This is a genomic window from Labilibaculum sp. DW002 (assembly GCF_029029525.1).
Taxonomy (GTDB): domain Bacteria; phylum Bacteroidota; class Bacteroidia; order Bacteroidales; family Marinifilaceae; genus Paralabilibaculum; species Paralabilibaculum antarcticum.
Genome location: NZ_JAKJSC010000001.1, coordinates 114,515 through 127,048, shown reverse-complemented (window position 1 = coordinate 127,048; position 12,534 = coordinate 114,515). Strand labels below are relative to the sequence as shown.

8 protein-coding genes are annotated in these 12,534 nt (G+C 38.2%); all 8 read right to left on the bottom strand.

Annotated elements, in window-relative coordinates:
* Positions 1–47: 47 nt before the first annotated feature.
* The gene (locus L3049_RS00550; RefSeq protein ID WP_275107818.1) at positions 48–908 is read right to left on the bottom strand and encodes an ATP-binding protein; all 861 of its coding nucleotides are present in this window, start codon (positions 906–908) and stop codon (positions 48–50) included.
* 45 nt (positions 909–953) lie between these two features.
* Positions 954–2,171 carry a PQQ-binding-like beta-propeller repeat protein gene (locus tag L3049_RS00545; RefSeq protein WP_275107817.1) on the bottom strand — a complete coding sequence of 406 codons (1,218 nt, stop codon included), beginning with the start codon at positions 2,169–2,171 and terminating at the stop codon, positions 954–956.
* Positions 2,172–2,200: 29 nt separating this feature from the next.
* The gene (locus tag L3049_RS00540) at positions 2,201–5,482 is read right to left on the bottom strand and encodes an ABC transporter permease (RefSeq protein ID WP_275107816.1); all 3,282 of its coding nucleotides are present in this window, start codon (positions 5,480–5,482) and stop codon (positions 2,201–2,203) included.
* A 67-nt stretch (positions 5,483–5,549) separates the two neighbouring features.
* Positions 5,550–5,741 (bottom strand): hypothetical protein, encoded by a 192-nt coding sequence (locus L3049_RS00535; RefSeq protein ID WP_275107815.1) that lies wholly within the window; start codon positions 5,739–5,741, stop codon positions 5,550–5,552.
* A gap of 60 nt (positions 5,742–5,801) precedes the next feature.
* Entirely contained in the window at positions 5,802–6,485 is a 684-nt protein-coding gene (locus L3049_RS00530) for an ABC transporter ATP-binding protein (RefSeq protein WP_275107814.1), read from the bottom strand.
* 382 nt (positions 6,486–6,867) lie between these two features.
* Complete coding sequence (locus L3049_RS00525; RefSeq protein WP_275107813.1) at positions 6,868–7,977, bottom strand: beta-alanine-activating enzyme beta-propeller domain-containing protein; 1,110 nt, start codon at positions 7,975–7,977, stop codon at positions 6,868–6,870.
* A gap of 609 nt (positions 7,978–8,586) precedes the next feature.
* A complete protein-coding gene (locus tag L3049_RS00520; RefSeq protein ID WP_275107812.1) occupies positions 8,587–10,137 on the bottom strand; it encodes a 2Fe-2S iron-sulfur cluster-binding protein in 1,551 nt (516 codons plus the stop codon).
* A gap of 53 nt (positions 10,138–10,190) precedes the next feature.
* The gene (locus tag L3049_RS00515) at positions 10,191–12,533 is read right to left on the bottom strand and encodes an NAD(P)H-dependent oxidoreductase subunit E (RefSeq protein WP_275107811.1); all 2,343 of its coding nucleotides are present in this window, start codon (positions 12,531–12,533) and stop codon (positions 10,191–10,193) included.
* Between the last annotated feature and the right edge of the window lies 1 nt (position 12,534).

The window sequence follows — 12,534 nt, the reverse complement described above, 5'->3', positions numbered from 1 at the left end:
ATTATTCAGACTTGACAGGTTTAAAAAACCTATTAGGTCTATTAATTTTAACAACAGCTTGAATTGGAATCTCCATCTTTGCAATCGCATTTACTCTCCGGTTCTTCCTTGCAATTGCAGTCACAATCACATTTTTCTTCTTCCTTTACTTCCTCTTTTTTATCCGGCCCACTACAACAAGCTCGTCGCTCTTCTTCCGCCATTTTAAACTGATCATTCTTTAGCAATGATACCTGAAAATTCTTTCTTCGAGCACTCAATACTGAATAAACATCTTCATTTTGAATTTGTTCCAGAATATCTGTCTTTTCGTTCTCTGTTCCATCGCCTTCTCCTCCATCAATAGGACTTTCGGCATGTTTTGGGAAGATGATTGCATTTTGAGGACATACTCTTGCACAAGCTGGACACATGTCCTTGCAATTCGCCGAAGCAGAAACGACAACAGTTCCATCATCTTCAACAGAATAAACACTGAACAAACAAAAATTCAAGCATTTGCGACAGCCATTGCAACGCTCATAATCGATAACCGGATACCAAGGCTTCCAAGAATCAGTATACTTTATTTTCAAAGGTTCACCTGTATTGGATTCCAATTGAGAAATTACTTCTTCCTGATTTTCATCCTCAACGTGATGATATTCGGTAACATTCTTTTCTATCTTTTTTCCTGAATTATCAACTAAATGCTGCATCGCGCGAGCCTGACAACCAAATACAATAGCATCCTCAGCGGTGTACAAACTTTCCAAATCGTCGGGATTCTTTAAAATTGTACCGCACATATCCTCGATATAGGTATAGCCTATATTCTTCTCCTCCAAAGTGCTTCTCAACTTCTGAACCGATTCCTTTTCGATCTTTCCATCCTTTTCGCACCCGCAAATGAATATTTGTTTGCTCATGTTCTCTGCTTTACTTCAAATTTTAGCTACTCACTAAAATGATTATTAAATCTTCTTCTTGATATCGTATGCCATTAAAGCATCTCCATGACGAATGTACAAAACGCCATCGTTGATAACAGGCTGAGCAAAATGCTCTTTCGTTCCTTTGGTCACTTTAAATTTGCTAACAATATCCATACTCTCAGGAGTAACGTTTACAAGTCCTACCTGACCTCTTTCATTGTAACAATATAACATTCCATCGGCAGCAATTGTTGCACCACGACCAAATTTCAAGGTATCTCTTGTTTCTCCAGTCTCAGCATCAACGCTTTTCCAAACTTTCTTGCGATGTCCGGAAGCAATGATTTTACCATTCAATTTCACAGCACCACCCATGATGTTATCCAATTCTTTGTTTCTCCACACTTCCGTGATTTGACTTCCGTCTTCTGAAACCTTCATTTTCACAGTTCCATTACCACATCCGGCAACGTAATACAAATAACCATCTTCAAAAATTGGTGTGTTTCCATTGATATCGCATAACGTGTCCTGCAGTTCCGTCCACAACATCTTTCCTGTTTGCGATTCAATACCCATTAAAGCATTGTCTGAGAAAGTTACCAAAACTTTTCGAGATGGGAACTCTAACAACAAAGGAGAACAGTAAGCCGAAATCTCTCCAACTCCTGGATTTGTCCAAGCCAATTCGCCTGTAAAACGATTCAAAGCAATGATATTGTTATCAATTCCTCCAGGGGCAGCAAATACCAAATCACCATCTATTAATAAAGATTGCGAATATCCAAAACGAGTATTCTTCCCTTTGTATTTCTCTAGCATATTCACTTTCCATTTCAATTCACCTGTTTCTGCCTGTATACAAGCAATATCTCCCAAACCTGAAGCTACATAAATCATATCATCAACAACAGTTGGAGCTGAACGGCTTCCAATAAAATTTACCATCCAATCTCTACCAAACTCAGTCTTCCAAAGTGTTTTCCCTTGTAAATCGAGAGCAAATAAATAGGCTACACTATCAATTTCACCATTCAAAAAGATCTTACCTTCTGCAATTACAGGCGATCCATATCCATTGCCAATTCCTTCGACATCCCACAAGGCAGTAGGTCCTTCTGTTGGCCATTCTTTCAACAAATTGGTTTCGTTATAAATACCAGAGCGGTTCTCACCTCTCCATTCAGTTACTTTTTTCTGCTTTGCATTGCAAGCGAAAAATAATACTGCGATTAATACGATACTTAGGTTTTTCATTGGGTTTGTTTTATAGTAATAGTTAATTATTATTCGTTTTTTAATGATTCTGCTATTTTAAATTTCTTGATCATGCGAGCTGGAATGTAAATCCAGATTAATCCACTAATTGAGATTCCAAAGAGTAAGGACAAAATGTAGCCAACTGGCATTTGAAAAGATGGTGAAAGAATGGATGGCAGAACTCCAATGAAAGCAGCACTCACACCACACGCTAATCCTGCTAGCAATAAAAATACATTTTCGAAAAACAGTAATTTAAACAAACTGCCTTGTTGATATCCTATGGCGGCCAGTAAAGCCAACTCTTTTTTACGTTCCAATATGTTTCTCATCAAAACAATTCCTAAACCTAAGGTTCCAATCATCACACCTAATGCTCCCAGCAACATAAACATGTTTAGATACGTATTTTCAACAGAATAGAAAGCTGCCAACCGATCAGAAGTCTTCATTCCGCTTACTCCTACATCTTGTAGATTACTCTCAAACTGTTGCATGAATTGATCATCACTAACATTCGGATAATCAACCAACAATATCTTCGAACCACTAACCGAAGGCCAATGCTTTTGAAAGTAAGAATCAGCAATCAAAAGGTTTCCCTGAAAGATGGAATTGTTCAAGCCTCCCATCAGCAAAAGCTTCACCTCTTTTCCATATTCATCCTGATAGTATAAAGTGTCGCCAACAGCTTTTTTCAATCCCCAAACGATTACCGTTTGATCAGCTATAGCTGGAATAACATCTTCACCATATTCCTTTTCTAGAACTTGCCATGGATGCTTTTGATCAACATCTTTATGCAGTATCGCAAATGAAAAGGCTCCAGCCTTATCAAACTGACTAGGATTAAATCCTAAAACTCTTGGGCGTTGAACCTGATTCAAATTCAAACAAGAAGCATCATCACCATCTAAAGCTCTGAATTGAGCAAAGCTCACCGTTTTATCCAAATCACCTTCCCAAAAGCCAATCTTCTCTTGGCCTTCAGCAGTGTTTAGATCGAACAAGACAGGCATACTTGTTTCGAAGAAGTACTCGTAACCTCCAGTACCTGAACTTGCAGCATTTTCAGTATCGTAAAAGGTTTTTCTGTTGGCTCCTGTGATTAATACAGAGAATGTACCTAAGGCCAATAAAGCAACGGTTGCCAGACTGCGTTTTCGATTTCTTGCACTATTCTTAACTGCCAATTGATACAAGCTAGGCGTCGTAATGCTTTTCTTAGCGCTCAATTGCTGCAAATACCAATTGAAAATGGCACATGCCCCAATCATGAATAAACCACCTGCCGAAAGCAAGAGTTCTGCATTTAACTTTGGAGATGCAAGTGCATAAGCGATTATTGCAAAGGTTCCTATAATGGATACGACAGCCAACAAAATAGATAGCTTGCTCTTTTTAACTGAAACACTATCCTCAGCAACATCATTAATCAGCAAGTGAGCCGATCTCTTCATCTTTTTTCTCGTTACCACCAAAATGCATAGCAAAGCGATTAACAATCCAATTAGAAAGCCCGTAATCAGCGTATTCCCTTTTAAGTGGACGTTCAGCATATTGGTTCTCACAACATCTGTCCATACCGAGTTCAATGCATCAAGAAGTAATTTATTGTAGAGTATTCCGCCTAACACACCAATAGCACCACCCAAAATAATGGTGATTAATGATTCTAGAATTCTGATTCGCACAATTCTGCTTTTACTGAAACCTAATCCGAGAAGGATACCCGTTTCTTGGGTTCTACTATCCAGATTAAGAGAGTAAATTAATATTGTGAGTAGAATACCCGCAAATATGATAAAGAAGCTTAAACTTAAGAACAACTCGCCAAAATCGACCATATTATCGGCAGCATTCTTTCCCTCTTGCCTTACCGAAGCAAAACTAAGGTTCAGCATCTCGGGACTTAAAGCAGCAAGTAAGCTTGAATCCAATTGTGCAATGGTCAAATCCTTTTTATCGAATCGAATTGCAGTATACTTTCCGTACTTGTTACTCCACAATTCAAGCGCCTTTTCCTCGGCAATAAATGCCTTGGGTGTTCCTTTGTATTTCTTCCAATAATCCTCATCCTTCGGTCTGATTTTCGAGAAGTCGACAGGTACGCCTGCTTCCCAATCGTTACAGCTACCTGCATCCGATAAGCCAGGAAAAGAAGGCATCATAGCCTGATCGATTAAAGTATTACTTGAAGGTAATATTTCTTTAACAATGAAAGATTGTTTGCGTTCCTCCAACTTTCGCATGGCACCAATAGCGAAGTAATCTAGATTTATTTCGTCTCCAACTTTGGCTTGAAGATCATCTGCCAACCATTGATTAATGATCATTTCATTCGGTGAAAGATCTGCTAAATGAGAATCTCCATCAATGGCAGAAACAAATGAATAAGGTGTTTCTTTATCACGACAAGTAAAGCTATTTACAAAATAAGTAAGTAGCCTTTGTTGCTGAATATCCATGTTTGCAATAGTATCAGAAAGTGGCGTATCAATAAACACCCGATCGGATATCAATTCCAATTGATCTTTCCCTTTGACCTCTCGAAGCTCTAAACCAGCATCTTTCAATTGCCAATTGTTCTCCAGGTAATTTTTAAATTTGATTAAGCTTTTATCAGAATCGCTGGCAAGTAATAGGTTTGCTCGTCCTTCCAATTCCATCTCTTGAGCCAAATATTCTCTCGATAGAAAAACATTAAAAGGTGCTACCTGATTACTTTTCAAACTGAATCTACCTAGTTCCTTATCTCCTACAATCGCTTTCACTTTCAATCGTAAAGCCAATGTTTGATCCTCATCGGAAACAAAAGGTGCATTGGCAGGAATCAAACTGCCCTTTTCTACTCTAAGCAGAAAATCATCGCCAAGTGATAACTTCATTTTCTCTGCCAAATTCTCACTTAGCAAAGCCTCATCAGCTTCAAGTTTAGGCAAGTCTTGTAAGGCGAGCCAATTTAGATTTTCATCGATACCATACACCTGAACATTATTGGTTCGTGCCTGTGTTTCGGGCTGAATAACAATGCCTTTTACTTGTAGAACAGCTGCAAAATTCACAGTCATGTCCTTCGTTAAGTCGGTAGCCAGTTCAGCTCTCACATAACGATCGCCAGTTGGCATGGCATAGTTTACCTCTCCCAATCGCAAATCGACCAATTCGCGCAAACTATATTTTACGGAATCACCAATAATTAAAGCGCCCGTAAGAACCGCAGTACTTACCACTGTTCCCAAAAAGACTGCAAAATGCTGCTTCCTGAAGAACCAAAAGCTTTTAATGATGTATTTTAATATTGTCATATTTTAGCACATAGCGTTTATAAAGTAGAGGTTTAGTGTCGAATAGCTTATCAGATGTTATTTTTATCTAAAAATTAATTACAACTTGATATACAATAAACAGAATAATAAAAGAGATAATCATATTCCTGTATCCCTTCTTTGTCGAGTCATAAGGCCCATCCATTTCATCTGAAAGCTTTCCTTTAAATCCATTAAAAGACCAAACTACGAAGGCTCCTAGAATTTCAACAATAAAACTAAAAACAGGATCATTCATTAATAATTGGTTCTAATAGATATTTTTACTGAAACACTTACTACAATCGAGCTGTCAGGTTTATAATAAATTCAATTTTCCATCCTCCAATTGGTATATCTTCTTCATTTTCTTAGCCAAATCCATTGAATGAGTAACTACTACCAAGGACACAGCTTGTTTTTCGTTGATATCAACCAATAAATCACCCAATTGCTCAGCGGATTTTTTGTCCAGAGAACCTGTTGGCTCATCTGCCAATATAAGTTTGGGTTGATGAATGAGTGCTCTAACTACAGCAGCACGCTGACATTCCCCTCCCGACATTTGTCCTGGGCGTTGATGAATCTGTTTCGACAACCCAACAAACTCTAATAAGTCCAAAGCTCTTTTCTCCGCTTCTTTCTTTACAGTTTTATCTTTTTCCGGAAGATAAGGCAACAAGACATTCTCAAGAAGGCTTAATTGCGGCAGTAAATGATGAGATTGGAATACAAAACCCAAATTCTGATTGCGAAAATTGGCTAATTCCTTCTCATTTAGCTTCGATAAATCCTGTGCATCAAAAATCATGTTACCAGAATTGCAGGTATCCAATGAACTAATCACATTCAGCAAAGTACTTTTGCCGGATCCTGAAGGCCCCACAATAGCGATACTCTCTCCTTTTGCAATGGCTAAGGAAAGATCATCTAAAATGATTCTCTTCTCTGCACTACCAGAGTTTTGGTAATATTTGGTGATGTTCTTAAGTTCTACAATCATAATCTGTTTCTTTCTATTGTTATGAGACCCTATCAAGTCTCAAAATATCAATCTTTGCTTACAAGTCTCTCCTGTCAAATTATAAGTCTTATACATTTGCCTTCATGTCTTCCATGATGGCCTTAAAGTGTTCCATGCTTGCCTTTATGTCTTCCATACTGTTCTTCAAACCTTACAGGATTAACTTTGACTCCTTCATGCTCACTTTCAAGTGTTCCATGTTTGCCGTTATGTCTTCCATACTGCTCTTCAAACCTTACAGGATTAACTTTGACTCCTTCATGCTCACTTTCAAGTGTTCCATGCTTGCCCTTATGTCTTCCATGCTGTTCTTTATACCTTACATGCTTGCCAGCGAATCAATTCGGAAGAACATTCGCTCTTATTTTTCACCGAAAGCATAAATGCTTCCGTCCATACAAGCAACAACAATCATTCCTTCTACCACAGCAGGCGTTCCTACAATGGCTCTACCAATTTCGTACGACCAAATTTGTTGACCCGTTTTGCGATTCAGCACATATATTCTGCCATCTCCAGAACCAATAACTACCGAATTACCTGCAATTACAGGAGATGCTTCTATTTTATTTTTGGTTTTGAATTGCCATTGGATTTTTCCGCTAGCCTTATCGAAACAATATACTTGTCTGTTCTCCGCTCCAATAATTACCTGATCTGCAGAAATTGCCGGAGAAGCTAAATACGATATTGCACCCTCCTTCTTCCACTTGATGACACTCTTCTCGTAATCAATACAAAAGAATTCACCATCATGATTTCCAAAATAACAGCGCACATCATCTAAAGCAATAGATGAAGCGATATAGGTTTCGATATCAAACTTGTTTTTAGCCTTTCCTGTCTTTACGTCAACTTGGTGGATGAAGCCATCACAACCTCCAAAGACTACAACTTTTCCGTCGCAGGCAGGAGCGCCGTTAATATAATTGTTAGACTCATATTTCCATAGACCTTTCCCTGATTTGGCATCTACACAATGCAAGAAGTAATCGTAGCTACCGAAAAGTATTTTTTTCGTTTTCGTATTTTTATCGTAAAACCAACTTGCTGATCCAGAGATTTGTCCGTCTGTAGTATATTTCCATTTTTGCTCGCCAGTAGTGGCATTTAAGCAATAGAAATTTCCCTCCAAGGATCCGATATATATATTTCCATCCAAATAAAGAGGTGAAGCCTCAACTGAAGTCTTAGCATCAAATGTCCATTTTAGTTCACCATCTTTTGAAATGGCATACATTTTCCCATCATTGGAGCCCACAAAAACAGTCCCATTGCTAATAATAGGTGACGACTTAATCGCATCATCTGTTTTATAGGTCCACAAAAGCTTTGGAGCCTTTGGTATGCTTGCTTCAGTAATACCTGTTAACTTAGAATTACCTCGAAATGATAACCAGTTGTACTTGTTTTGGGCCATTGATGATAGACTCAAAACCATTGCTAATATGCTAAGTATTATTTGCTTCATAACTATCAAGACTCTGACAGGTTCAAGAACGCTGTCAGGTCGTTTTAAATTAATTCGTATTAATAATTTCTAATTAACCTCATCCCCCAGCCCCTTCTCCTAAAGGCGAAGGGGAGCTTGGCTTTGATCGTTATTTCATATTCCCCAACCTTTATTTAGATTCTAATTTCCCTCTCCTTAAGGAGAGGGATTAAGGGTGAGGTTTTATTTCAACATTCATTTCAATGCTATTGCCTATTTTAACAAGCCTCTGCATTTACTTTTTTCGTTGTCCTTTAGCCGGACAGGCTTCTACTTTTTTAAAGATAAAAAACTAGAGAAAAAATCTTTGACGTTCGTCCTCAACCACCCGTTAATAGCTTGAACACTAAACAAAAAGAACTCGCTTTGCTCAATTGAGAGAAACGAAATCGATGAGTCCCGCTAAATTATATCGAATCAAACAGATTTTTGTTCTTAACGCCATCTTCACTAAATGGGTCCCGATCTCCGGACTTCATGTCGAAATGCCTCACTTATTTTTTAATTATTAATTCTTAATCGATAATTCTTAATTACTATTTAAACGCTGTCAAGTCTTTCTTTTTATTATTAATTGATAATTCGTAATTAATAATTAGAGCGAAGCGATATCGCTCCTGTTGGACAAGCTTCAGCACAATCTTTTGCCGCAACAGTTAATGCCTTATCAATTTCTTGATTGAATGGAACTGCTACTTTAACGGTAAAACCTCTACCCATATTGGTTAATCCGGTTTGTTCCTTGTGTTTCCCTGCAATTTCTATGCACAAACCACATTTTATGCATTTCTCTGGTTCGTAAACAATACTCTCATGATTGAAGTACTTCACAACATTGTTTCTTTCACCAAATAGAAATCTTCTGCGATCGGCCTGATGTGTTTCGGCACAAGTTCTAAGTTTACAATTATCTAATTTTCTACAGTCACAATGAAGACATCTTTTTGCTTCTGCAATTGCTTCTTCTTTTGTGAATCCTCTGTCAGATTTTGCTTCTATACGATCTCCTTCAACCGACTCTTTTAGGTACTCCTCTACCTCTGCTTTTCGCAAGGTTCCAAACCGTGAATTAAATTCTCTCTTTGTAGGTTTCCCTTCTCCTTTTTGTAAAAATTCATTTACCGACCAGGCACATTCTTTGCCCATAGCAATTGCTTTCACTGCCATTTTCTGAAGTCGGATTATACTACCAGTTGCAAAAATTCCTTTGGTTTCGGTAGCGAATGTGTCGGCATCAACCCACACTCCAGTCTTCGCTGCTTTTAGACCTAAAAACTCTCCCTCATCAGATACATTTCCAATTGCTAGAATTACTGCATCAAAATCAGAATTGATTTTTTTCAAGTCTTCTTTTTCTATTTTTTGATTGGTATGAAAAACAACACCAAATTGCTTCAACAGTTCTATTTCATGAGTCAAAATATCCTGAGGCAACTCTCCATTTTTAACAGATAAATTAAGGCTTCCTCCTAAGCTATTTTCCTTCTCGAAAACCGCACAAGAATGACCTTCCAAAACAAGATGATAAGCCGCCGACAATCCAGCTGGACCAGATCCAATAACAGCAAGTTTTTTCCCACTTGCATCTTTCTTTTCTGGAAGATAAATATCCGATTTTTCTACAGCAGAAATTCTTTTTAGAATACAAATTGATACCGCTTCATCCACATCTTTTCTACGACAAACTTTCTCGCACGGAGCAGAACAGATATGTCCTAAAATATGTGGCAGAGCAATTTCTTCTTTTACAATTTCAAGAGCCTCATCGAACTTCCCTTGTGCAATGAAACGATTCATTTTTGGGATATCCATAAAAGCAGGACAAGCCACTCGGCAAGGTGCTTCACAATCACCAACATGATCACTTAACAGAAGTTCAACCGCTTCTTTTCTTGCCTCAAAAACTTCAGCATCCTCACTTGCCAAATTCATCCCATCAACAACCTTTGTTGCACATGATGGCATCATTTTACCTGTCTGCGTATCCTTCACCATGCAAACCATACAAGTTGGGTGATTAGAACAACCATCCAAATAACACATGCTCGGAATATCGATTCCAACAGATCGAGCTGCATTGAGAATTGTTGTTCCTTCCGGAACATTGATGGCTATATTATCTATTGTTAGTTTTGGCATCTTTATATTATCTATAAACTTGACAGGTTTTAAAAACCTGTCAGGTCTTTTAGTTATTTAATTTCAATGGCATCAACAGGGCAAATTTGCCTGCAAATATCACACTTAATACAAAGTTCGTTATCGACTTTATGCAATTCATATGGCTTTGCCTCGATAGCATCAACCGGACAACGTTGTGCACACTTCGTACAACCTGTACACTCGTCTTCGATTTCATACAAAATCAGATCTTCACATTTACCTGATGGACAAGTTCCCTTGATATGAGCTTCATATTCGTGTCTGAAATATTTCAGAGTCGATAAAACTGGATTTGGTGCTGTTTGTCCCAAACCACAAATACTTCCTTTCTTTGTATTGATGGCTAATTTCTCTAGCAAATCTAAATCCTCAAGCTTGCCTTTTCCTGATTTAATTTTATCAAGAATTTCAAGCATTCTTCGGGTTCCAATCCTACAGAAGGTACATCGTCCACAAGATTCTTCCTGAGTAAATGACAAAAAGTAACGAGCAATATCAACCATACAATCGGATTCATCGAGAACAATTAGTCCTCCCGATCCCATCATGGCTCCCACTTCCTTCAAGGAATCAAAATCGATGGTTGTATCAGCCATATCAGCCGGAATACAACCTCCCGATGGACCTCCAATCTGAACCGCTTTAAATTTTTTCCCGTTTGCAATTCCACCACCAATTTCTTCAACAATCTGACGAATTGTGATACCCATTGGAACTTCAATCAATCCACCTCTATTTATTTTTCCAGCCAAAGCAAACACCTTGGTGCCTTTACTTTTCTCCGTTCCAATTTTATTGAAATCATCTGCTCCATTTCTTAAAATCCATGGCACCAATGAGAAAGTTTCCGTATTGTTAATAAGGGTTGGTTGCTCCCAAAGTCCTTTTTCTGCGGGGTAAGGTGGACGTAATTTTGGAATGCCTCGTTGCCCCTCTATTGAAGCAATTAAAGCTGTTTCTTCACCGCAAACAAAAGCTCCCGCTCCTTCGAAAATTTCCATATCGAAAGAGAAATCTGATCCTAAGATGTTTTTACCCAGAATACCTTTCTCCCTGCAGATCTTAATGCCTTCTCTGATTCGTTCTACAGCCAAAGGATATTCTGCACGAATGTACAATCGTCCTTCTGTAGCACCAACAGCATAAGCAGCAATGATAATTCCTTCGATTACACGGAATGGGTAGGATTCCAACAGCATTCTATCCATAAAAGCGCCGGGGTCACCCTCATCGCCATTACAGATAATATATTTCTTTTCAGATTGAGCTTGCTTAACCAAACGCCACTTAATGGCTGATGGAAAACCAGCGCCTCCACGACCTTTCAGTCCACTATTCTCAATTTCATCTATAATCTGATCGGGATTCATTTCTTTCAAGCATTTTTCCAAAGCCTTGAATCCTTCTTTACTCTTATATTCTTCAAAATCTGAAGGTCGAATTTCACCTCGATATTCGGTTGCGATATTAATTTGACCTTTTAAGAATTCTGCAATTGGTGTATCTTTTTCATTGGCGTTATATCTATTTGAACTCTTTGGAATATCAGAGAAAGTAATGTTCTCGGCATAATTGTAAAAGCGATTCTTAAAACGACTCATCCAACTTTTAGATTGAAAATGTTTCTCGATTATATCACCAACTTCATTTGCATTTATTTTGGTATAGTAAGCTGCTTCTTCCCCATTTTTATGGATTTCTAACATAGGAACTTGATTACACACCCCAACACAACCAACTTGCTTCACATCCACATTAATACCACTAGTATCTAGAGTATCTTCCAAAGCTTCCTTTACACCAGAGCTACCACTGGCAATACAACAAGAGCCTAAGCCAATACGAATTTCACCTTGCGAAATACCTTCTTCGGTAACTTCTCGTACAATTTTATCTTCGCTTGGCGCCAGATTTTTAAAATCCTCAAGTATCTCAGCAACTGTTCCTGTCTCTACATGACCATAAGTTACATCATCGATTTGAACAACAGGAGCTAACGTACAACAGCCTAAACAAGCTACTTCTTCCAGCGTAAACTTTTTTTGCTCATCGGTATCTGAGTCAGCAGCTAACTTTAATTCTCTTCGAAAAGCGTCGTAAACCTGTCCTGCACCTTTTACATGACAAGCTGTACCTACACACACACGAACGATATGTTCACCTACCGGCTGGTGTCGGAATTGAGAATAAAAAGTCGAAATACCAGATATCTGAGACTGAGTAATATCTGTGATCTCACAAACTCGCTTTAAAGCCTCTTCTGGCAAATAATTATATTTTCCTTGAATTGCCTGTAAAATTGGAATCACCTTATCTGGCTCACCTCCCAATTCCCCAACAACTCCATCTACAAAATTGAATATCTTCTCCATA

Excerpts from the sequence above, each read along its gene's own strand:
- L3049_RS00550 (WP_275107818.1), bottom strand. The coding sequence starts at position 908 with ATGAGCAAACAAATATTCATTTGCGGGTGCGAAAAGGATGGAAAGATC.
- L3049_RS00545 (WP_275107817.1), bottom strand. The coding sequence starts at position 2,171 with ATGAAAAACCTAAGTATCGTATTAATCGCAGTATTATTTTTCGCTTGC.
- L3049_RS00540 (WP_275107816.1), bottom strand. The coding sequence starts at position 5,482 with ATGACAATATTAAAATACATCATTAAAAGCTTTTGGTTCTTCAGGAAG.
- L3049_RS00535 (WP_275107815.1), bottom strand. The coding sequence starts at position 5,741 with ATGAATGATCCTGTTTTTAGTTTTATTGTTGAAATTCTAGGAGCCTTC.
- L3049_RS00530 (WP_275107814.1), bottom strand. The coding sequence starts at position 6,485 with ATGATTGTAGAACTTAAGAACATCACCAAATATTACCAAAACTCTGGT.
- L3049_RS00525 (WP_275107813.1), bottom strand. The coding sequence starts at position 7,977 with ATGAAGCAAATAATACTTAGCATATTAGCAATGGTTTTGAGTCTATCA.
- L3049_RS00520 (WP_275107812.1), bottom strand. The coding sequence starts at position 10,137 with ATGCCAAAACTAACAATAGATAATATAGCCATCAATGTTCCGGAAGGA.
- L3049_RS00515 (WP_275107811.1), bottom strand. The coding sequence starts at position 12,533 with ATGGAGAAGATATTCAATTTTGTAGATGGAGTTGTTGGGGAATTGGGA.